This window comes from Pseudacidovorax intermedius, from assembly GCF_003350475.1.
In the GTDB taxonomy this organism is placed as follows: domain Bacteria; phylum Pseudomonadota; class Gammaproteobacteria; order Burkholderiales; family Burkholderiaceae_C; genus Xenophilus; species Xenophilus intermedius.
This window is the reverse complement of the sequence record NZ_QQAV01000003.1, coordinates 275,869-297,262: the sequence shown is the minus strand read 5'-3', so window position 1 is coordinate 297,262 and position 21,394 is coordinate 275,869. Positions and strand designations below refer to the sequence as shown.

General features: G+C 68.1%; 23 protein-coding genes. 8 read left to right on the top strand and 15 right to left on the bottom strand.

All coding sequences use genetic code 11. The features are described from left to right. Positions 1-20: 20 nt before the first annotated feature. Entirely contained in the window at positions 21-953 is a 933-nt protein-coding gene (locus tag DFR41_RS10895; protein WP_017761103.1) for a DMT family transporter, read from the bottom strand. After that, positions 950-1,807 carry a 3',5'-nucleoside bisphosphate phosphatase gene (locus DFR41_RS10890; protein WP_017761104.1) on the bottom strand — a complete coding sequence of 286 codons (858 nt, stop codon included), beginning with the start codon at positions 1,805-1,807 and terminating at the stop codon, positions 950-952. The genes DFR41_RS10895 and DFR41_RS10890 overlap by 4 nt, the downstream gene beginning before the upstream one ends. Before the next feature lie 168 nt (positions 1,808-1,975). On the opposite strand from DFR41_RS10890, the gene DFR41_RS10885 reads away from it, so the two are divergent. Beyond that, complete coding sequence (locus DFR41_RS10885; protein WP_114802700.1) at positions 1,976-2,266, top strand: hypothetical protein; 291 nt, start codon at positions 1,976-1,978, stop codon at positions 2,264-2,266. Here DFR41_RS10885 and DFR41_RS10880 read toward each other — a convergent pair. Continuing rightward, on the bottom strand, positions 2,250-3,344 hold the full coding sequence (locus DFR41_RS10880; RefSeq protein WP_244917718.1) for a transporter: 1,095 nt from the start codon (positions 3,342-3,344) through the stop codon (positions 2,250-2,252). The two genes, DFR41_RS10885 and DFR41_RS10880, sit on opposite strands and share 17 nt — an antisense overlap. Before the next feature lie 145 nt (positions 3,345-3,489). Here DFR41_RS10880 and ppk2 point away from each other — a divergent pair, with 145 nt between their 5' ends. The 7 genes from ppk2 (at position 3,490) to urtE (ending at position 11,668) form a co-directional block, all read left to right on the top strand. Then, on the top strand, positions 3,490-4,413 hold the full coding sequence (ppk2, locus tag DFR41_RS10875) for a polyphosphate kinase 2 (protein ID WP_114802698.1): 924 nt from the start codon (positions 3,490-3,492) through the stop codon (positions 4,411-4,413). A gap of 268 nt (positions 4,414-4,681) precedes the next feature. Then, positions 4,682-5,710, top strand: a complete 1,029-nt coding sequence (locus DFR41_RS10870; RefSeq protein WP_114802697.1) for an extracellular catalytic domain type 1 short-chain-length polyhydroxyalkanoate depolymerase — start codon at positions 4,682-4,684, stop codon at positions 5,708-5,710. Positions 5,711-5,789: 79 nt separating this feature from the next. Continuing rightward, positions 5,790-7,064, top strand: coding sequence for an urea ABC transporter substrate-binding protein (urtA, locus tag DFR41_RS10865; RefSeq protein WP_114802696.1), 1,275 nt, complete (start codon positions 5,790-5,792; stop codon positions 7,062-7,064). A 226-nt stretch (positions 7,065-7,290) separates the two neighbouring features. Then, a complete protein-coding gene (gene urtB / locus DFR41_RS10860) occupies positions 7,291-8,859 on the top strand; it encodes an urea ABC transporter permease subunit UrtB (protein WP_170159348.1) in 1,569 nt (522 codons plus the stop codon). Continuing rightward, a complete protein-coding gene (urtC, locus tag DFR41_RS10855; RefSeq protein ID WP_114802695.1) occupies positions 8,856-10,088 on the top strand; it encodes an urea ABC transporter permease subunit UrtC in 1,233 nt (410 codons plus the stop codon). The genes urtB and urtC overlap by 4 nt, the downstream gene beginning before the upstream one ends. Then, positions 10,085-10,960: an urea ABC transporter ATP-binding protein UrtD gene (gene urtD, locus DFR41_RS10850; protein WP_017761594.1), complete on the top strand. Its 876-nt coding sequence runs from the start codon at positions 10,085-10,087 to the stop codon at positions 10,958-10,960. Before urtC ends, urtD begins: the two co-directional genes overlap by 4 nt. A 3-nt stretch (positions 10,961-10,963) precedes the next feature. Next, positions 10,964-11,668, top strand: coding sequence for an urea ABC transporter ATP-binding subunit UrtE (gene urtE, locus DFR41_RS10845; protein WP_114802694.1), 705 nt, complete (start codon positions 10,964-10,966; stop codon positions 11,666-11,668). 9 nt (positions 11,669-11,677) lie between these two features. On the opposite strand, the gene DFR41_RS10840 is transcribed toward urtE, so the two are convergent. From DFR41_RS10840 to DFR41_RS10785, 12 genes are all read right to left on the bottom strand, one after another. After that, a complete protein-coding gene (locus tag DFR41_RS10840) occupies positions 11,678-12,685 on the bottom strand; it encodes an aldo/keto reductase (protein WP_114802693.1) in 1,008 nt (335 codons plus the stop codon). Then, positions 12,657-13,232: a hypothetical protein gene (locus tag DFR41_RS10835; RefSeq protein WP_211322575.1), complete on the bottom strand. Its 576-nt coding sequence runs from the start codon at positions 13,230-13,232 to the stop codon at positions 12,657-12,659. The genes DFR41_RS10840 and DFR41_RS10835 overlap by 29 nt, the downstream gene beginning before the upstream one ends. Further along, complete coding sequence (locus tag DFR41_RS10830) at positions 13,229-13,687, bottom strand: MarR family winged helix-turn-helix transcriptional regulator (RefSeq protein WP_114802692.1); 459 nt, start codon at positions 13,685-13,687, stop codon at positions 13,229-13,231. Before DFR41_RS10830 ends, DFR41_RS10835 begins: the two co-directional genes overlap by 4 nt. Beyond that, entirely contained in the window at positions 13,684-14,064 is a 381-nt protein-coding gene (locus DFR41_RS10825) for a GIY-YIG nuclease family protein (RefSeq protein ID WP_114802691.1), read from the bottom strand. The genes DFR41_RS10830 and DFR41_RS10825 overlap by 4 nt, the downstream gene beginning before the upstream one ends. 196 nt (positions 14,065-14,260) lie before the next feature. Beyond that, positions 14,261-15,223 (bottom strand): Gfo/Idh/MocA family oxidoreductase, encoded by a 963-nt coding sequence (locus tag DFR41_RS10820; RefSeq protein ID WP_114802690.1) that lies wholly within the window; start codon positions 15,221-15,223, stop codon positions 14,261-14,263. A gap of 29 nt (positions 15,224-15,252) precedes the next feature. After that, positions 15,253-16,122 (bottom strand): class III extradiol dioxygenase subunit beta, encoded by an 870-nt coding sequence (locus DFR41_RS10815; protein ID WP_017761587.1) that lies wholly within the window; start codon positions 16,120-16,122, stop codon positions 15,253-15,255. 1 nt (position 16,123) lies between these two features. After that, the gene (gene ligA, locus DFR41_RS10810) at positions 16,124-16,567 is read right to left on the bottom strand and encodes a protocatechuate 4,5-dioxygenase subunit alpha (RefSeq protein WP_017761586.1); all 444 of its coding nucleotides are present in this window, start codon (positions 16,565-16,567) and stop codon (positions 16,124-16,126) included. Positions 16,568-16,579: 12 nt separating this feature from the next. After that, positions 16,580-17,515: an amidohydrolase family protein gene (locus tag DFR41_RS10805; RefSeq protein ID WP_017761585.1), complete on the bottom strand. Its 936-nt coding sequence runs from the start codon at positions 17,513-17,515 to the stop codon at positions 16,580-16,582. Between the two features lie 46 nt (positions 17,516-17,561). Next, a complete protein-coding gene (locus tag DFR41_RS10800) occupies positions 17,562-18,554 on the bottom strand; it encodes a tripartite tricarboxylate transporter substrate binding protein (protein WP_017761584.1) in 993 nt (330 codons plus the stop codon). A gap of 1 nt (position 18,555) precedes the next feature. Further along, entirely contained in the window at positions 18,556-19,545 is a 990-nt protein-coding gene (locus DFR41_RS10795) for a Bug family tripartite tricarboxylate transporter substrate binding protein (protein WP_017761583.1), read from the bottom strand. Between the two features lie 65 nt (positions 19,546-19,610). After that, positions 19,611-20,294 (bottom strand): 4-carboxy-4-hydroxy-2-oxoadipate aldolase/oxaloacetate decarboxylase, encoded by a 684-nt coding sequence (gene ligK, locus DFR41_RS10790; protein ID WP_114802689.1) that lies wholly within the window; start codon positions 20,292-20,294, stop codon positions 19,611-19,613. Positions 20,295-20,314: 20 nt separating this feature from the next. Continuing rightward, positions 20,315-21,343 (bottom strand): amidohydrolase family protein, encoded by a 1,029-nt coding sequence (locus DFR41_RS10785; protein WP_114802863.1) that lies wholly within the window; start codon positions 21,341-21,343, stop codon positions 20,315-20,317. Positions 21,344-21,394 lie beyond the last annotated feature (51 nt).

Genomic DNA, 21,394 nt, shown 5'->3' with positions numbered 1-21,394 from the left:
TCTTGTCCTCCTGTCGAAGTTCAGCCCTCGACCGGCTCGATGGGCTGGCGCCGCTCGCGCACCGTCAGCCAGGCGCCACCGGCGCCGCACACGGCGATCAGGCCGATGCCCGCGAACGACATGCGGTCGGGCAACTGGTCGAACACCAGCCAGCCCCCCAGCATGGCGAAGCCGATCTGGGCGTAGAGAAAGGGGGTGAGGGTGGACGCATGGGCGCGCTGGTAGGCCAGGATCAGCAGGAAGTGGCCCACCGTGCCCATCAGCCCCATGAGGGCCAGCAGCGCCCAGTCCTGCCAGGCGGGCAGCGCCTGCCAGGCGAAGGGCAGGAACAGCGCCGCGATCAGCGTGCCCACCCAGCCGGTGTAGAAGTGCAGCGTCAGCGGCTTCTCGGTGCGGGCCAGACGACTGGTCAGCACCTGGAACCAGGCGTTGCACACCACCAGCCCCACGGGCATCACGACCGCCCAGCCGAAGCCCTCGCCGCCCGGGCGCAGGATCAGCAGCGTGCCCACGAAGCCGCCGGCCACGAGGGCCCAGCGCAGGGCCGACACCCGCTCGCCCAGGAGGGTGGCGGCCATCAGCGTGACGGCCAGCGGCACGACGAGCACGATGGCGGTGAATTCGGCCATGGGCATGTGGCCCAGGCTCAGATAGGCCAGCAGGCTGCTGCCCAGCAGCAGCGCCCCGCGCAGCACCTGGAAGCGCGGATGCTGCGTGCGCAGCAGCGCCGTGCCGTGCAGGGGCAGCAGGATGGCGGTGGTGGCCACGGCCTGGAAGGCATAGCGGAACCACACGGCCATGAACACGGGCACGGTGGCCGAAGCGACCTTGGTGGTGGTGTCGAGCACCGCGAAGCAGCCCACGGCCAGCAGCAGCAGGGCCATGCCGGCCAGCGTCCGCAGCGTGTCGCTCGCGGGGACGGCACCCCGCGGGGCGCAGGCCGCGCCGGTCACTGCACGCGGTCCGCCAGCAGGGACCAGACGGGCTGCAGGCTGGGCGAGAGAAGGGGCAGACGCCCCAGGTCGCAATGGCTTTCGTCGGGGCTGTGGAAGTCGCTGCCGCGGGAGGCGGCCAGGCCGAACTCCTTCGCCTTGTCGGCGTATTCCACGTACTCGGCGGGCGTGTGGCTGCCGGTGACCACCTCCACCGCTTGGCCGCCGTGGCCCTTGAATTCGGTGAAGAGGGCGTATTCCTCGTTGGCGGTGAACTTGTAGCGGCCCGGGTGCGCGATGACCGCGACGCCGCCGGCATCGCGGATCCAGCGGATCGCGTCGCCCAGGCTGGCCCAGCGGTGGGGCACGTAGCCGGGCTTGCCTTCGGTCAGGTACTTGCGGAACACCTCGGAGGTGTCGCGGCAGTGGCCCTGCTCGACCAGGAAGCGCGCGAAGTGCGTGCGGGAGATGAGTTCGGGATTGCCGACGAAGCGCAGCGCGCCTTCATAGGCCCCCTTGATGCCGACCCGGGCAAGCTGATCGGCGATCTCGCGGGCGCGCGGGCCGCGGCCGTTGCGGGTGTCGTACAGGCCCTGGCGCACCGCGGCGTCCGCGGCATCGAAGCCCAGGCCCACGATGTGCACCGTCTCGCTGCAGAAGGTGACGGAGATCTCGACACCGGTGAGGAAGCGCAGGCCGTTGGCGCGGGCGGCTTCGGCCGCGCGTTCCAGGCCGCCGACCTCGTCATGGTCCGTCAGGGCCCAGAGCTGCACGCCATTGGCGGCGGCGCGGGCGGCCAGCGCTTCGGGCGTCAACGTGCCGTCCGAGACCACGGAGTGGCAATGCAGGTCGGCGTTGATGTCGTGGTCGGGCACTCGCTCGATTCTAAGGAGTCGGTCTTTGCCCTGCCGGCGCAGGGGCCGGGGGGCGCGAAGGGGCCGGCGGTCCCCTGGGAACAACCCCGGGACTGACTCGGAGTTGTCATATTTCCAGGCAGGACGCAAGGGCAGAATCCACGACCGTCTGTCATCCTCTACCTACGCATGAACGCCATCAAGGAAGCCCGCCGCTACATCGAACGCCGCCCGCCGGAAGATCCAGCGGCCCGTACGCTGGCGGCCCTGGTCCTGGCGCTGGAGACCGACCGCGGTTTCGACCTGTCCTCGCTCTACGACCTGGACTACAAGAGCTTCGACCTGGCCATCGAGGTGCTGCGCGACTGGCGCCTGGACCGCTACTACGCGGGCAAGGCCAAGCTGTTCGATCTCTCCATGCAGGTGCATCAGTCGCCGGAGACACCGGCCACGTCCGTCGACGCTACTTCTTCTTCCTGAAGGCCAGCCAGGCCGCCACGGCCGTGAAGGTGGCCACGATGGCCACCAGGTGCCAGAACCCATGCGGGTTCTCGGCCAGCGGGATGCCGCCCACGTTCATGCCGAACAGGCCGGCCAGGATGTTGATGGGCAGCGCCAGCACCGTCACCACCGTCAGCACGAACAGGCTGCGGTTGTTGTCCTCCTGAACGCTGGCGGCGATCTCTTCCTGCAGCAGCTTCACGCGCTCCTGCAACCCGTGCATGTCGCGCAGGACGACCGAGAACTCCTCCGACGCATCGCGCAGCCCCTGCGCATCGGCCTCGGCCATCCAGGCCGGCGGGCGCTGCAGCAGGCGGAACAGCGCCGCCGGCTCGGGCGCCAGCAGGCGCTGAAGTCGCACCAGCACGCGCCGCAGCTCGCCCAGCTTCGCGCGCTGCGCGTCGGGGCGGCGGGCGAGCAGCGCGTCCTCGATGGCGTCGATGCGGCCGGTGACGGTGCGCACCACGCCCACCAGCACATCCGCCTGCGTGCGCATCAGCCGCTCCAGCAGTTCGGTGGTGGAGCGGGGCGCCTCGCCGGTGCGCACGGCCAGGCGCAGGTCGTCCACCGAGCGCAGCGGCCGCGTGCGGGCCGTCACCACCAGACGCGGGCCGACGCCGATCCACAGCGTGGCGATGTCCGAAGGCTCGAAGCCGAAGTCGAAATGCAGGTCGTTGATGACGGCCACCAGGGCGTCGTCGTCGCGCTCGATGCGGGTCGAATGGGTGCCCTCGCGCAGCGCCTCGTAGAAGCTGTCGGGCAGGCCGGCATGGCGCTCCAGCCAGCGCTGGGCCTGCGCATGGCTGAGGTTGAAGTGCAGCCAGGCATAGGGCGGGGCGCCGTCCGGCTCGGCCCGGGCCACGGCGCCGGCATGGGTGCCGGTGTCGCTGCGCGTGTCGGCGACGCCCTGCAGCCACAGCGCGGCCTCGTCCAGGTCCAGCGGGCGCGGCGGCGAGGACGCCTCGCCGTCGAAGAGGTAGCCGCAGATCAATCCGGCGGCGTCGGCGCCATGGGCGGCTGCGGCGAGCGGAGCGGGGGGCGGCAGGGGCGAGGGCACGGCGCGGGGAGCGAAAGTAGGTCTGGGATGATGTGACGTCGGCATGTCAATCCGATGACGGCACGGGCCCCGGGTGTCATGGTTGCGTCATGGGGCCGCACGAGCATGTGCGGCGTTCTTGTGTCCCACTTTCCGGTGCATCGCCATGCCTTCTTCCGACTTCACGCCCACCGACCATGACGTGCTGATGCGCCGCATCGCCGAGGATCTGATCGACGGCTACGACGAGGAGATCGAGCTGGAGCTGGAGGACCGCGTGGTCGGCCCCGACAGCAAGCTGCAGCACGAGGAAGGCGGCCTGCCGCGCCGCACCTACTTCGAGGCGCTCTTCCGCCTGCAGGGCGAACTGGTCAAGCTGCAGGACTGGGTGCAGCACACCGGCCAGAAGGTGGTGATCCTCTTCGAGGGCCGCGACGCGGCGGGCAAAGGGGGCGTGATCAAGCGCATCACCCAGCGCCTGAACCCGCGGGTGGCCCGCGTGGCGGCACTGCCAGCGCCCAATGACCGTGAGCGCACGCAGTGGTACTTCCAGCGCTATGTGTCGCACCTGCCGGCGGCCGGCGAGATGGTGCTGTTCGACCGCAGCTGGTACAACCGCGCCGGCGTCGAGAAGGTGATGGGTTTCTGCACCGACGACGAGCTGGAGGAGTTCTTCCGCACCGTCCCCGAGTTCGAGAAGATGCTGGTGCGCTCGGGCATCCGGCTGATCAAGTACTGGTTCTCCATCACCGACGAGGAGCAGCACCTGCGCTTCCTGGGCCGCATCCACGATCCGCTCAAGCAGTGGAAGCTCAGCCCCATGGACCTGGAAAGCCGCCGCCGCTGGGAGGACTACACCAAGGCCAAGGAGGCGATGCTGGAGCGCACCCACATTCCCGAGGCGCCGTGGTGGGTGGTTCAGGCGGTGGACAAGAAGAAGGCGCGCCTGAACTGCATCACGCACCTGCTGGGCCAGATGCCCTACCGCGAGGTGGAGCATCCGCCCATCGCGCTGCCGGACCGGGAGCGGCATCCCGACTACTTCCGCCAGCCCGTGCCGCAGAGCATGATCGTTCCGGAGATCTATTGACTCACCCCCAGGCTGCGCGCTTCGCGCTCCGCCTCCCCCCTTGCAGGGGGCGCATCCTGCGGCCCGGCAAAGCCGGTTCCGCGGATGCTTCGGCTTGGCCTGCTCCGCGGCCTCTCGAGCATTCGTTCGTCGGACCGCGCTGGCGGTAGGCAACGCCGCGGTGCGCTGGCCACGTACGCAGCCGGCATCGCATTGGGCCTTCTGCTGCTTGACGCCGCGCGGCGCGGTCCCAAGCATGGAGCGCTTTGCTTCTTTCCAAGGCCGTGCCATGCCCCGTCGTCCTCCTTCCCTCGGCCGTACTTTCGCCAAGGCCTATCAGCGGCAGTTGAAGGCCGTCACCGGCGCGATGGCGCGCGCCGGGCAGGGGGCGGCCAAGCGGGTGCGCGATGCGGCGGCGGAGAGCACGCGGCCGCCACCCGGGCCGGGCGACTGGCTGGCAGGGATCGCCTTCGCGGCCGGTGGGGCCTGCCGTTATCACCTGTTCGTGCCGCCGCCGGTGCCGGGGCGGCCGGCGCGCGGACTGCCACTGGTCGTGATGCTGCACGGCTGCCGGCAGACGGCGCGCGACTTCGCCATCGGCTCGCGCATGAATGCGCTGGCGCGGCGCGAGGGCTTTCTGGTGCTCTATCCGCAGCAGTCGGCGCTGGCCAATCCGGAAGGCTGCTGGAACTGGTTCTCTGAACAGCGGGCCGATGCCGAGGTGGGATTGGTGCTGGCGGCCATCGACCAGGCCTGTCTGCTCTACGGCGCCGATGCTTCGCGCATCGCGGTGGCGGGACTGTCGGCCGGCGCGGGACTGGCGGCGCGGCTGGCAATGCGCGCGCCCGAGCGGGTGCAGGCGGTGATGATGCATTCGGGCGTGGCGCCTGGCGCCGCGACGTCGGCGCGCCAGGCGCTGGGGGCCATGTCGGGCCGGCGCGCGCCCGTGCTGGAACTGGCGGCCGATGGCGCCGCCATGCTGCCGCCGCTGCTGGTGGTGCAGGGCGGACGCGACACGGTGGTGCGGCCCGCGGCCGGCCGGCTCGCCGCCGAGGTCTGGGCCCGGGCCGTCGGCGCCGAGGTCACCGACGCCGTGACTCAGCAACGCGGCAAGCGCCATCCCATGCGGGTCACCGACTTCCGCCGGGGACGCGTGGTGGAGGTGCGCCTGGTGGAGATCGAGGCGCTGGGCCATGCCTGGAGCGGGGGCAGCACCCGCGGCAGCTACACCGACCCCGCGGGCCCTGACGCGAGCCGGCTGTTCTGGGATTTCGCACGCCGCGCCTTCGCGGCGGCATGTACGCCACCCGGCGTATAGCCCGCCCGGGGCCCGGCAAGGAGACTCCATCCCGTTCCTTCCATCCCTTGCCAACCGAAACCCCAGGAGAAGAGCAGCCATGCAACGTCGCTTCACCCTCAAGGCGCTGACCGCCAGCGTCGCCCTCGCCAGCCTCGGCGCCGCGCCCGCCTTTGCCCAGCAGGACACCATCAAGGTCGGCGTGCTGCACTCGCTGTCCGGCACCATGGCCATTTCCGAGACCGTGCTCAAGGACACGGTGCTGATGGCCATCGACGAGATCAACGCCAAGGGCGGCGTGCTGGGCAAGAAGCTCGAGCCCGTGGTGGTCGACCCGGCCTCCAACTGGCCCCTGTTTGCCGAGAAGACCAAGCAGCTGCTGGGCCAGGACAAGGTCGCCGTGATCTTCGGCTGCTGGACCTCGGTGTCGCGCAAGTCGGTGCTGCCGGTCGTCGAAGAGATGAACGGCCTGCTGTTCTACCCCGTGCAGTACGAAGGTGAAGAGCTGTCGAAGAACGTGTTCTACACCGGCGCCGCGCCCAACCAGCAGGCCATCCCCGCCGTCGACTACCTGATGAGCAAGGAAGGCGGCGCCGCCAAGCGCTGGGTGCTGCTGGGCACCGACTACGTGTACCCCCGCACCACCAACAAGATCCTGCGCGCCTACCTGAAGAGCAAGGGCGTGGCCGACAAGGACATCGACGAGAAGTACACCCCCTTCGGCCACAGCGACTACCAGACCATCGTCGCCGACATCAAGAAGTTCAGCCAGGGCGGCAAGACGGCCGTGGTGTCCACCATCAACGGCGACTCCAACGTGCCCTTCTACAAGGAACTGGGCAACGCCGGCCTGAAGGCCAAGGACGTGCCGGTCGTCGCCTTCTCGGTGGGCGAAGAGGAGCTGCGCGGCGTGGACACCAAGCCGCTGGTGGGCCACCTGGCCGCCTGGAACTACTTCATGAGCATCAAGAGCCCGGCCAACACCGAGTTCATCAAGAAGTGGTCCGCCTACGCCAAGGCCAAGAACATCCCCGGCCACAAGGACAAGCCGCTGACCAACGACCCGATGGAAGCCACCTACATCGGCATCAACATGTGGAAGCAGGCCGTCGAGAAGGCCAAGTCCACCGACGTCGACAAGGTCATCGCCGCCATGGCCGGCCAGACCTTCAACGCACCCTCGGGCATCGTGAGCAAGATGGACGAGAAGAACCATCACCTGCACAAGTCGGTGTTCATCGGCGAGATCCAGGCCGACGGCCAGTTCAAGGTGGTGTGGAAGACCAAGGAGCCGGTCAAGGCCAAGCCCTGGAGCCCGTACATCGAGGGCAACGACAAGAAGAAGGACGAGCCGGACGGCAAGTCGAAAGTGTGACCACCCCAGAACGGTGACCACCCCGTTTCTTGCTCACTTCGTGTAGCCGAATCCCCCTCAAGGGGCGCACCCGGCGGCCCGGCAAAGCCGGTTCCGCGGGTGCGTGCGAACGGGCTTCGCTTCGCTTGCCCTGAGCTCATGGGCGCACAGGCTCGATCTTGCTTGTCGGGATCGGGCCTTTTCTTTGGATGTCGAGGACGACGTGAAAACACCTCTTCGCTTGTTCATGCAGCTGGCGTTCCTCGCCCTGCTGATGCTGGCCGGGCCGGCCAGGGCGCTGACGGCCGACGAGGCCCTGGCGATGGCCTCGGGCGATGCCGAGAGCCGCATCGCGGCCATCAATAAGGCCGTGGCCGTGGCCGACGAAAAGACCAAGGCCTTCCTGCAGGCCCTGGTGGACGAGGCGGTGAAGTTCACCGACAAGCAGGCCTACGTCATGAAGGACGACAAAGGCTTCGACCCGGTCACCGGTGCCGAGGTGAAGGTGCCGGCCGAGGCCGAGGACGTGGTCAACAACAACCTGATGCGCGGCGCGCTCGATGCCGCGCAGGCCGCGCTGCAGCTCATCAGCCCCGACGAGGCCGTGCGGCTGGAAGCGGCCGAGGCGCTGTTCAAGGAGCCCGACGAGTCGCGCGTGCCGTTGATCGAGAAAGCCCTCGCGGCCGAGCAGAGCGCCAAGGTCAAGGCCAAGCTGATGCTGGTGCGCGACGCTTCCATGCTCTCCAGCGCGGACGCCGCCAAGCGCCTGGCCGCTGCCAAGGCCCTGGGCGACAACAAGAACCCGGACACCAAGCTGCTGCTTAATCAGCGGCTGGCCGATGAGACCGATCCGCAGGTCAAGGCCGCCATCCAGGCCAGCATCGCGTCCATCGACGGCGCGCTGGTGTGGGGCGACCGGCTGGGCGTGATCTTCAGCGGCATCAGCTTGGGGTCGGTGCTGCTGCTGGCGGCGCTGGGCTTGGCCATCACCTACGGCCTGATGGGCGTGATCAACATGGCCCACGGCGAGCTGATGATGATCGGCGCCTATGCCACCTATGTGATGCAGGGCGTGTTCCAGCGCTTTCTGCCCGAGTCGATGTTCGGCTGGTACCTGGTGGCGGCGATTCCCGTGTCCTTCATGGCCTCGGCCCTGGTGGGCGCGGTGCTGGAGCGCGGCGTGATCCGCTTCCTGTACGGCCGGCCGCTGGAGACGCTGCTGGCCACCTGGGGCATCAGCCTGATGCTGCAGCAGCTGGTGCGCACGATCTTCGGCGCGCAGAACGTGGGCGTGGAGAACCCCGGCTGGATGAGCGGCGGGCTGGAGGTGCTCTCCAACCTCGTGCTGCCCTGGAACCGCATCGGCATCATCATCTTCGCGGGCCTCGTGCTGGCGGCCATGGCCTGGTTGATCAGCCGCACGCGCCTGGGCCTCTTCGTGCGCGGCGTGACGCAGAACCGGCCCATCGCCTCCTGCATGGGCGTGAACACTGCACGCGTGGACACCTACGCCTTCGCGCTCGGCTCCGGCATTGCGGGCCTGGCCGGCTGCGCGCTCAGCCAGATCGGCAACGTGGGCCCCGACCTCGGCCAGAGCTACATCGTCGACAGCTTCATGGTGGTGGTGATGGGTGGCGTGGGCCAGCTGGCCGGCACGGTGTACGCGGCGCTGGGCCTGGGCGTGCTCAACAAGTTCATCGAAGGCTGGGCGGGCGCCGTGTTGGCCAAGATCGCCATCCTGGTCTTCATCATCGTGTTCATCCAGAAGCGGCCGCAGGGCATCTTCGCCATCAAGGGCCGGAGTGCAGAAGCATGAGGACAGTCACTCTTCCTTCCAAGGCGCCGCTGCTGAGCGGCAAGGGCTGGACCGCCTTCTTCATCGCGCTGATCGTGGCCTGCGGCCTGGCGCCAGTGCTCAACCTGTGGGTGCCCGAAAGCAGCGCCTTCCACCTCAGCGACTATGCGGTGGCGCTGCTCGGCAAGATCATGTGCTACGCCATCTGCGCGCTGGCCATGGACCTGATCTGGGGTTACACCGGCATCCTGTCGCTGGGCCACGGCCTGTTCTTCGCGCTGGGCGGCTACATGATGGGCATGTACCTCATGCGCCAGATCGGCCGCGACGGCAACTACAAGAGCGATCTGCCGGACTTCATGGTCTTCCTCGACTGGAAGACCTTGCCCTGGCACTGGACCTTCAGCGACAGCTTCATCTTCCAGATGCTGATGGTGGTGGTGGTGCCGGGCCTGCTGGCGCTGGTCTTCGGCTACTTCGCCTTCCGCTCGCGCATCAAGGGCGTGTACTTTTCGATCATCACGCAGGCCATGACCTTCGCGGCCATGCTGCTGTTCTTCCGCAACGAGACCGGCTTCGGCGGCAACAACGGCTTCACCGACTTCAAGCGCATCCTGGGCATTCCGATCGCCACGCAGGAGATGCGCATGACGATCTTCGCCCTCACCGGTGCGGTGCTGCTGGGCTTCTTCCTGTTCGCCAAATGGCTGATCGGCAGCAAGTATGGCCGCGTGCTGCAGGCCATCCGCGATGCCGAGTCGCGCACCATGTTCTGCGGCTACAACCCGCTGCCGTACAAGCTCAGCATCTGGGTCATCTCGGCCATGATGTGCGGCGTGGCCGGCGCGCTGTACGTGCCGCAGGTGGGCATCATCAACCCCGGCGAGATGAGTGCCGCCAACTCCATCGAGATCGCCATCTGGACGGCCGTGGGCGGCCGGGCCACGCTGGTCGGGCCCATCGTGGGCGCCTTCCTGGTCAACGGTGCCAAGAGCTGGCTCACGGTGGTGGCGCCGGAATACTGGCTGTACTTCCTGGGCGCGCTGTTCATCGCCGTCACGCTGTTCCTGCCCGATGGCATCGTCGGCCTGGTGCGCCGGTTGATGAACCGCGGCAAGGCCGAGGCCGCTGCCGAACCCGTGGCGCCCAACGGCCGCGCGGAAGTCCAGCGCGCTCTGGCCAGGGAGGAGGGCGTGGAGCCCGACGCCCTGCCCACCGTGCATGTCGAACCCAAGGGAGCCCAGGCATGACGCCCGACCTGATGGAAGCCGGCGCCGAGCGCCATGCCCGCGCCCAGGGCCTGCCTGCAGGCGCCTCGACCGAGTCCGGTGGCCGCACCGCCGGCTACGGCCGGCCCGCCGTGGCCGGCGAGGTGGACGTGACCCACGGCCGCATCCTGTACCTGGAAGACGTGAGCGTGAGCTTCGACGGCTTCAAGGCCATCAACAAGCTGAGCCTGGACATCGCCCCCGGCGAGCTGCGCTGCATCATCGGCCCCAACGGCGCGGGCAAGACCACGATGATGGACATCATCACCGGCAAGACGCGGCCCGACGAAGGCACCGTGTACTTCGGCAGCACCATCGACCTGCTGCGCCACCGCGAGGCCGAGATCGCGCAGCTGGGCATCGGCCGCAAGTTCCAGAAGCCCACCGTCTTCGAGCACCTGACCGTGTTCGAGAACCTGGAGCTGGCGCTCAAGACCGACAAGCGCGTGAAGCCATCGATGTTCTTCAAGCTCGACTCGGCCCAGGCCGACCGGCTGGCCGACATCCTGCAGACCATTCACCTGGCCGACAGCGTCAACCGCATGGCCGGTACGCTGAGCCATGGCCAGAAGCAGTGGCTGGAGATCGGCATGCTGCTCATGCAGGACCCGAAGCTGCTGCTGCTCGACGAGCCCGTGGCCGGCATGACCGACGAGGAGACGGCGCGCACCGCCGAACTCTTCCTCACGCTCAAGGGCAAACACTCGCTGATGGTGGTGGAGCACGACATGAGCTTCATCCGCACCATCTCCGAGATCGTCACCGTGCTGTGCGACGGCTCGGTGCTGGCGCAGGGCACGTTGGACGAAGTCCAGGCCGACGAGCGCGTCATCGAGGTCTATCTGGGACGTTGAACCATGCTGAAGGTCAAGAACATTCACCAGTACTACGGCGGCTCGCACATCCTGCGCGACGTCAGCTTCGAGGCGCCGCTGGGCCAGGTCACCGTGCTGCTGGGCCGCAACGGCGTGGGCAAGACCACGCTGCTGAAGTCGCTCATGGGCCTGGTGCCGATCAAGAGCGGCAGCATCGAGTTCGACGGCCAGCCGGTGCACAAGAAGACGCCCTACGAACGCGCCCGCGCCGGCATGGGCTTCGTGCCGCAGGGCCGCGAGATCTTCGCGCGGCTGACGGTGGAAGAGAACCTGCGCATGGGCCTGGCCTACCGCAGCGCTTCCACGCCCATCGCGCCCGAGCTCTACGAGCTGTTCCCGGTGCTCAAGCAGATGCTGCACCGGCGCGGCGGCGACCTGTCGGGCGGCCAGCAGCAGCAGCTGGCCATCGCCCGCGCGCTGGCCCCGGGACCGAAGATGCTGATCCTGGACGAGCCCACCGAAGGCATCCAGCCCAGCATCATCAAGGATATCGGCCGCGCCATCCGCCGCCTCGCCGACGAGGGCTGGAAGGGCCAGAAGATGGCCATCGTGCTGTGCGAGCAGTACTACGACTTCGCCGAGGAGCTGGCCGACCACTACCTGGTGATGGAGCGCGGCGAGGTCATCGCGCGCGGGCTGGGTAAGGACATGGCGGCGGACGGCGTCCGCCAGCTCGTGGCCATTTGAGGCCGACCGTCAGCCCGCGAACTCTTCCGTGTCCACTTCCTGGGTGGCCTGGGCCGGGTAGCGCGGACCGCTCACGGTGCGCTGGTTGATCAGCTCGCCGGCGCGTGCGATCACGTCGGCGGGCAGCGTCAGGTCGGCGGCGGCCAGGTCTTCGTGCAGATGGTCCACGCTGGTGGTGCCGGGAATGGGGATGATGTCCTCGCCTTGCGCCAGCAGCCAAGCCAGCGCCAGTTGGGCGGGCGTGCAGGCGGCTTCCTTCGCCAGTTTGTCGAAGCCGGACAGCAGCGACAGGTTGCGCGGATAGTGTTCGGCCGAGAAACGCGGCATGGGCCGGCGGATGTCCTTGGCGTCCAGCGCGGCCACGTCGGTGAGGCGGCCGGTGAGGTAGGCGCGGGCCAGCGGGCTGAAGGCCACGAAGGCGGTGCCCAGCTCGCGGCAGGCGGCCAGCACGGCGATCTCGGGGTTGCGCGTCCAGAGCGAATATTCGGTCTGCACGGCAGCGACGGGATGCACGGCCGCCGCCTTGCGCAGCGTGCCGGCCGAGACTTCCGACAGGCCCAGCGCGCGCACCTTGCCTTCCTCGATCAGGCGCGACATCTCGCCCACCGAATCCTCGATGGGCACCTTCTTGTCCCAGCGGTGCAGGTAGTAGAGGTCGATGACGTCGGTGCCCAGGCGGCGCAGGCTGTCCTCGCAATTGCGGCGCAGCGTGGCGGGGCGGCCGTCGATCACCCGGCGCAGGACGCCGTCCTCGCCCTTGACGCCGGCCATGCCGCCCTTGCTGCACAGCGTGAACTGCTGGCGGTGCTTCTTGAGCACACGGCCCACCAGCTCCTCGTTGGCGCCGAAGCCGTAGAGCGCCGCCGTGTCGAACAGCGTCACGCCGGCATCCAGCGCGGCCAGCAGCACGCGCTCGCCCTGCTCGGGCGAGGGCGGCACGCCATAGGCGTGGCTCAGGTTCATGCAGCCCAGGCCGATGGCCGAGACCTCAAAGTTCGCGATACGTCGTGTTTGCATGGGCAGAGCTTAGTCGGGGTTGGAAGGTTGAAAGCGGCGCGCGGACTCTTCGCCAGGCCAGGTGCTGCCAGGCCGGCGTGCCGTAGCCTGCCACCAGATCATGGCCGATGGCCTGCCAGGCGGGGTCGGTCGCGTCGAGGCCCAGGGCTTCGATGAAGGGTGCCTGCACGATGAAGCATTGGCGGCGGTAGGGGAGCAGGAAGCCGCCGGACTGCGTCGCGAGCACCGGCGCTGCCTCGTCATGGCGGGCGAACCAGAGGTGCAGCAGCAGGCCCGTGCGCGGCGCGTGCCAGAAGTCACCCATGTCATCGCCCGGCGCGGCGAGGCCGCCCAGCACGCGGCGGGCATGGTCCCAGTGCAGGAAGCCGAGTTCGCGCGCTGCAGCCTGCAGATGGTCGCCCAGGGTGCGGTCATCGCTGCGACCCTCGCGACGGGCGCGGTTCAGGCGCACGCGGGCGCGTACCTTGAGTTCCTCTGCCGGGACCTTGGCGCTCCCCATCGGGACGTCGTCGCGGGCGGGCTTCTGCCCGAGGGGCTGCTGGCTCATGGCGCTGGCGTTGCAGACGGTGTCGGGATGACGGCGCTGCCCGCCACGGCATCGAGCTGCGCCTGCAGAGCGTCCGGGCCGCACAGGTCCAGACCGACGCCGGCCCACGCTTTGGCGCACACGGCACCCACGGTCTGCGCGGCTTCGGCATGCAGTTGCCGGCCGGCGGGCCGCAGCAGCACGGCGCCGATCTCGCGTGCAACGAGGCCGGTCTTTTCCAGGGGCATCAGTTGCCGGACGAGCGCCGAGGGCGCGATGTGCAGGGACTGCGCGAGCTGCAGCGTCGTCAGGCGTCCATGCGACGCCTGCGTCAGTGCATCGAGCAGCAGGAAGTCCTTCGCGTCGAGGCCGTGCCACATGCCCAGGCGCTCATCCAGGCGCTGCTGCTGGCGTGCATGGGCCCGCGCCAGCGCGAGGCCGAGACGCATGGCCTGGGCGTCGGTCAGCCGGCTCATGCGCTGCCTCCTTGACGTACGCCGGCCTCGGCCGCGGGTGAAAGCAACTCCGCCTCCCACAGCGCCAGCAGCGTCGCCAGTTCGGCGTCGTAGTCGAAAGCGGGATCGTCGCGTTCCTTCACCCGGTCGATGACCTCGAAGCGGAAGGCTTCGGCGCCGTGCGTGTTCCAGGCCAACTGCAGGGCCCGGTCGCGGTGGGCGCCGCGCATGAGTTCGAAGCGCAGACGGTTGAAGATGCCGTCCAGATGGCGGCTGCTGCCCACGCGCAGCAGTCCAGCAGCGTTGCAACGCAGGGCATAGATGCCCATGGCGGGGAAGGCCTGCTTGTACTGGCGCGTCAGCTCGCGACGGGCCTGCAGGGAAAGGGAAGGGGTCATGGCAGGGCTCCAGGTCCTCGACGCCGAGCCGGTCCCGCATGGGGCTCGAACGAAGACCGCGGTCTGTCCACGGAAGAAGAGAAACGGATTGGGAGGGTGAGAGCCTCTTGTGCGGGCAGGCGCCCCTCAGCACCTGCCCGAAATTTTACCCGGGTTATTTTGGCCGAATCAAGCGATCCGGTTTCCGGGCCGTGCCTCAACCGGCGAGCTGCTGCTCCAGCTGATGCAGCACCTGGTAGCAGGGCAGCACCTGCGCCACACTGCTGTTGGGTTCGCGGCCTTCGCGGATGGCGGCGAAGAACTCGCGGTCCTGCAGCTCGATGCCGTTCATCGACACATCGACCTTGCTCACGTCCACCGGTTCTTCGGCGCCCTTGCTGTGCGACTGCACCAGGTCGTCGTAGCGCGCGATGTAGGTGGCGGTGTCGCCGATGTAGCGGAAGAAGGTGCCCAGCGGGCCGTCGTTGTTGAACGAGAGCGACAGCGTGCAGATGGCGCCGTTGGCGGCCTGCAGCTGGATGCTCATGTCCATGGCGATGCCGAGTTGATTGTGGATCGGGCCCTGCACGGCATTGGCCTTCACGATCGGGCTGCCGGCCTGGTAGGCGAACAGGTCCACCGTGTGGGCGGCGTGGTGCCACAGCAGGTGGTCGGTCCAGCTGCGCGGCTGGCCCAGCGCGTTCATGTTGGTGCGGCGGAAGAAGTAGGTCTGCACATCCATCTGCTGGATGTTGAATTCGCCGGCCTGGATCTTCTTGTGCACGTACTGGTGGCTGGGGTTGAAGCGGCGGGTGTGGCCCACCATCGCCACCTTGCCGACCTGCTTCTGCAGCGCCAGCACTTCCTCGCCCTCCTTGAGCACGTCGCACAGCGGAATCTCCACCTGCACATGCTTGCCGGCCTGCAGGCAGGCCTTGGTCTGGGCGGCGTGCATCTGCGTGGGCGTGCACAGGATGACCGCGTCCAGCTCCTGGATGGCCAGGCTGTCGGCCAGGTCGGTGGTGACGTGTTGGATGCCGTACTTGTCGGCCACTTCCTGGGTCTTGGCCAGGTCGCGGCTGATGAGCGAGATCACCTCGACGTCGGGAATGTTCTTGATGCCGTCCAGGTGCTTGATGCCGAAGGCGCCGGCGCCGGCGAGTGCGACTTTGATGGTCATGTCGGTGTTGGCTTTGTGTGGATGGTTGGTCAGGCCTGGTCTTCCAGGATGAGGTGGCCCACGGCGGTGTTGGACGCCGGCACGTGGAAGAAGCGGTGCGCGAGTTTGGGCGGCGGGCCGCCGGCCACGTCGCCCATGGCGCCGCGGGCGATCAGCCACATCACCAGCTCGATGCCCTCGCTGCCGGCTTCGCGCACGTACTCGATGTGCGGCACCTTGGCCAGTTCGGCGGGTTCGGCGATCAGGCGATCAAGGAACTTGTTGTCCCATTCCGAGTTGATGAGGCCGGCGCGTGCGCCCTGCAGCTGGTGGCTCATGCCGCCCGTGCCCCAGATGTGCACGTTGAGGTCCTCGTCGAAGCTCTCGACCGCCTTGCGGATGGCGCGGCCCAGGTTGAAGCAGCGCTGGCCGCTCGGCACCGGGTACTGCACCACGTTGACCGCGAAGGGGATCACCGGGCAGGGCCAGGCGCCGTTCTTCGGGTCCTGCTCGCCGCACATCAACGACAGGGGCACCGTCAGGCCATGGTCCACGTCCATCTTGTTGACGATGGTGAGGTCGAAGTCCTGCTGGATCACGCTCTGCGCGATGTGGCTGGCCAGCTCCGGGTGGCCCACCACCTTGGGCACCGGGCGCGGGCCCCAGCCCTCGTCGGCCGGCTGGTACTCGGCCGCCGTGCCGATGGCGAAGGTGGGGATCATGTCCAGGCTGAAGGCCGTGGCATGGTCGTTGAAGACCAGGATGACGACGTCGGGCTTGTTGTCCTTCATCCATTGCTTGGAGAAGTCGTAGCCCGCGAACAGCGGCTTCCAGTAATCTTCCTTCGTCTTGCCCAGGTCCAGCGCGGCGCCGATGGCGGGCACGTGCGAGGTGTAGACGGATGCGGTGATGCGGGCCATGTCAGTTTGCTTTCGTGGGGTGGTGGGCGCCCTGCGGCTGGCGATGGGCTTGCGCATCACCGTCCTCGCCCACGTAGCGGTTGCCGTCCACGCGGCGGCCGCCGTTGATCATCATGTTGCGGTATTCCTCTTCGGTCATGCCGGTCATCGAGCCCGCCATCTGCTGGAAGCTCTTGCCGTCGGTGGCACCGATCTTGGCGAGGAAGTAGATGTTGCCGCCGGTGCGCATGCACCAGTTGAGGTCGCGCGCCAGCACGGCCTGCTTCTGCTCCTCGGTCATCGGCCATTCGTCGAGGTAGGCCCGCTCGTCGGCCTTGAAGCGCTCGCGGTTCTCGGCCTTCATCAGGCTCATGCAGAACTGGTTGAGCCAGTAGCCTTTGCGGCTCTGCTCGGCGTCGAAGATGATCGTGCCGGGCACGTCCAGGTAGGGTTTGTCGAGTGCCATCGAAGGGTCTCCTTACTTGGCTTCTTCGGGCCAATACAAACGCATCGGGTTGTCGACCAGGAGCTTCTGCTGAAGTTCGGCGGTCGGCGCGATGTGCGGAATGAAGTCCACCAGCAGCCCGTCGTCGGGCATGTGGTCCTTCAGGTTGGGGTGCGGCCAGTCGGTGCCCCACAGCACACGGTCGGGGAACTGCTCGACGATGCGGCGTGCGAAGGGCACCACGTCCGTGTAGGCGTTCTGCTCGCCGTCCAGTGCCTTGGGGCCGGCCACCGACAGGCGCTCGGGGCAGCTCACCTTGCTCCACACATTGCTGTGCTCGCGCATGAACTTCTCGAACAGCGCGAACTCCGGGCCGTCGACCGGCTTGGTCACGTCGGGGCGGCCCATGTGGTCCACCACCACCGTGGTCGGCAGCGCGGTGAAGAAGTCCCACAGCTCGGGCAGGTCCACCGCCTCGAAGTAGATGACCACATGCCAGCCCAGCTTGGCGATGCGGCCGGCGATCTCCATCAGCTCGTCCTTGGGCGTGAAGTCGACCAGGCGCTTGACGAAGTTGAAGCGCACGCCGCGCACGCCGGCGGCGTGCAGGGCCTGCAGCTCGTCGTCGGTCACGCTGCGCTTGACGGTGGCCACGCCGCGCGCCTTGCCGTTCGACGACTGCAGCGCGTCGACCAGCGCGCGGTTGTCCGCGCCGTGGCACGTGGCCTGCACGATCACGTTGCGGGCGAAGCCCAGGTGGTCGCGCAGGGCGAAGAGCTGCGCCTTGCTGGCGTCGCAGGGCGTGTACTTGCGCTCGGGCGCGTAGGGAAACTCGGCGCCGGGGCCGAAGACGTGGCAGTGCGCATCGACGCTGCCGGCCGGCACCTGGAATTTCGGCTTGCTGGGGCCGGTGTACCAGTCCAGCCAGCCGGCGGTTTTCTCGAAGGGGCCTGTGGTGGGTTTGCTCATGAGGACTGCTCCTGGGAGTAAGGGGGAAGGCCGACGGGCATGCGCCTCAGTCGGGCTTGATGCCGGCTTCGCGCACCAGCTTCTCGTAGCGCAGGCGCTCCGAGTGGATCAACTGGGCGAACTGCTCGATGCTGCCGGGCAGCACCTCGCCGCCGACCTGCGCCATGCGTTCGCGCACGGCCGGCGTCTGCAGTGCTTTCTGCACCTCGGCATGCAGCTGGGTGACGATGGATTTGGGCGTGGCCGCGGGCGCCACGATGCCGTACCAGACCGAGGCCTCGAAGCCCGGAAAGCCGGACTCGGCAATGGTGGGCACGTCGGGAAAGACGGCGCTGCGGTTGGGGCTCAAGGCGGCCAGCACCTTGAGCTTGCCGCTCTTCACGTGCGGCTGCGCCTCCAGCGCGTTGATGGCCACCAGCGGCAGCTGGCCGCCGATCACGTCGGTCAGTGCCTGGGCGCCGCCGCGGTAGGGCACGTGCTGCAGCTTGATGCCGGCGGCGCGCTCGAAGAACTCCACCGCCATGTGCGGCGTCGAGCCGTTGCCCGGCGAGGCGAAGGAGATGCCGTCCGGCTTGGTCTTGGCCGCCGCGATCAGCTGCTGGACGGTATTGAAGGGCGCGCCGGCATTGGCGGCGATCACCACCGGCACGCGGCCGATCAGCGACACCGGCACCAGGTCGCGCTCGGCGTCGAAGGGCATGGGCTGGTACAGCGCCATGTTGGCCGCCAGCGCGTTCGCGGCCACCATCAGCGTGTAGCCGTCGGCGGGCGCGTCGATGGTGGCCTTGACCGCGATGTTGGTGCCGGCGCCGGGCCGGTTGTCGATCACGAAAGGCTGGCCCATGCTGGCCGCCAGCGCCTGGCCCACGCTGCGCGCCACGGCATCGACCGCGCCGCCGGCCGAGTAGCCGACCAGCACGCGCACCGGCTTGGTCGGATAGCTCTGCGCACCCGCCAGCGTCGGCGCCAGCAGCGCCGCCCCTGCGGCCAGCGCCACGCGGCGGGAGACGAACGGGCCTTGCGCGTCGGTCTGGCGCATGTCAGTCCAGGGAGACATTGGCCTTGCGGATCACGTCGCCGAAGCGCTGCGATTCGCTCTTCACGAACTGCTCGAACTGCGGGCGCGTCACCGGGAAGGGCTCGTAGCCGAAGCTCTTGAAGCGGGCCTGCACATCCGGGCCGGTCAGTGCCTGCTCGATGTCGCGCTTGATCTTCTCCGTCACCGCATCGGGCAGGCCGCGGGGCACGGCAATGGCGTTCCAGCCGGTTACCTCGAAGCCCTTGGGGCCGCCGGACTCGGCCACGGTGGGCACATCGGGATAGGCCGCCATGCGCTGCGGGCCGGTCACGGCCAGGAAGCGCAGCTTGCCGGACTGGTAGAGCGGCCCGGCCGTGGCAGCGCTGCCCAGGGCGAAATCGATCTCGCCGGTGGAGACCGAGGTGTAGAGCTGCGTGGTCTCCTTGAAGATCACATGCTCCATCTGCGTGCCCGTCGCCGACTTGAACAGCTCGGTGCCCAGGTGCACGGGGTTGCCCACCGACCAGGAGCCGTAGTTCAGCTTACCGGGCCGCGCCTTGGCGTCGGCCACGATGTCGCCCACGGTCTTGTACTTGCTGTTGGCGCCGACGGTGAAGAAGAAGTAGGTCTTGAACAGCGGCAGCAGGACGTCGAAGTCCTTGGCCGGGTCGTAGGGCAGCTTCTTGAACAGCGAGGGGTAGGCGGCCAGGTGGACGTTGTCCAGCAGCAGCAGGTCGGTGCCGTCCTTGGCGCCGCGCTTCCAGGCGTCGATGGCGATGAAGCCGTTGCCGCCCGGACGGTTGTCCACGGTGACCGGCACGCCCCAGGTGCGCGACAGCTTGTCGGCCACCAGGCGCGAGACGCCGTCCGGGCCACCGCCCACGGGGAAGGGATTGACGATGCGCACCGGCTTGCCATACGGGAAGGCGCCCTGCTGCTGGGCATGGGCGGCGAAGGGCAGGGTGGTGGCGAGGGCGCAGGCCGTCAGCACGGCGCGGCGGGAAAGGCTCATGGATGTCTCCGACGTGGAAAGGGGCCGCGCCCGCTCCGGGGCGCTGGCCGGGGAACACAAAAGGATCAGTCGATGTACTTGAGGCCCGCGGCCGCCAGCGGTTCGCGCATCTTGTACATGTCCAGGCCCAGCACGCCGCTGGCCAGCTTGGCGCGTTTCTCGCCCTCGAAGGACTCGCGCTTGCGGGCGGCTTCGAGCGTCTTGGCGGCGATGGCGCGCGGCACGCAGACCACGCCGTCGTCGTCGGCCACGATCACGTCGCCGGGCGTCACCAGCATGCCGGCGCACACCACGGGGATGTTGACCGAGCCGATGGTCGCCTTGATGCAGCCCTTGCTGCTGATGCACTTGCTCCACACGGGGAAGTTCATCTCCTGCAGCGTCTTGACGTCGCGCACGCCGGCGTCGATCACCAGGGCGCGGGCGCCACGGGCCTGGAAGCTGGTGGCCAGCAGGTCGCCGAAGTAGCCGTCGGTGCATTCGGCGGTGATGGCCGCCACCACGATGTCGCCGGGCTGGATCTGCTCGGCCGCGACGTGCAGCATCCAGTTGTCGCCGGGGTGCAGCAGCACGGTCACGGCCGTGCCGGACACCTGCTGACCCGGATAGATCGGGCGCATGTAGGGCTTGAGCAGGCCCACGCGGCCCATGGCCTCGTGCACCGTGGCCGAGCCCAGGGCGGCCAGGCCGTCCGCGGTCTCGCGGTCGGTGCGCTGGATGTTGCGATAAACCACGCCGAGTTCGTACATGTGTGTCTCTCCGAAAGGGGTTACAGGCTCTTGGCCTTCAGGGCGGCATCCAGGCGCGGGAAGACCCGGCGCGCGTTGCCTTCGAAGACCTGGAAGCGCTCGTCGTCCGTCAGGTTGGCGGTCGCGCTCACGTAGCGCTTGGTGTCGTCGTAGTAGTGGCCGGTCTGCGGGTCGATGCCGCGCACGGCGCCGATCATTTCGGAGGCGAACAGGATGTTCTTGACCGGTATCACCTTGGTCAGCAGGTCGATGCCCGGCTGGTGGTACACGCAGGTGTCGAAGAAGATGTTGTTGAGCAGGTGCTCTTCCAGCAGCGGCTTCTTCATCTCCTGCGCCAGGCCGCGGAAGCGGCCCCAGTGGTAGGGCACTGCGCCGCCGCCGTGGGGAATCACGAACTTCAGCGTCGGGAAGTCCTTGAACAGGTCGCCCTGGATGCACTGCATCACGGCCGTGGTGTCGGCGTTGAGGTAGTGTGCGCCGGTGGTATGGAAGCAGGCGTTGCAACTGGTGCTCACGTGCACCATGGCCGGGATGTCGTACTCCACCATCTTTTCGTAGATGGGGTACCAGTGGCGGTCGGTCAGCGGCGGGCTGGTCCAGTGGCCGCCCGAGGGGTCGGGGTTCAGGTTGATGCCGACAAAGCCGTATTCCTTGACGCACTTCTCCAGCTCGGGGATGCAGGTCTTGGGGTCCACGCCCGGCGACTGGGGCAGCATGGCCGCACCGATGAAGTTGTCCGGAAAGAGCTCGCTCACGCGGTAGCACAGCTCGTTGCAGATGGCGGCCCAGGTGCTGGAGACCTCGAAGTCGCCGATGTGGTGGGCCATGAAGCTGGCGCGCGGGCTGAAGACGGTCAGGTCGCTGCCGCGTTCCTTCATCAGGCGCAGCTGGTTCTGCTCGATGGATTCGCGCAGTTCGTCGTCGCTGATCTTGAGGCTGGCCGGGTCGGGCTTGGCCGACGGATCCTTGATGCCGGCGATCTGGGCATTGCGCCAGTTCTCGAGGGCCTTGGGGGCGGTGGTGTAGTGGCCGTGGCAGTCGATGATCAGCGGCTGACCGTTGGATTTCGGCATGTCGTCTCCTGGGAAGGGCGGGGCGGG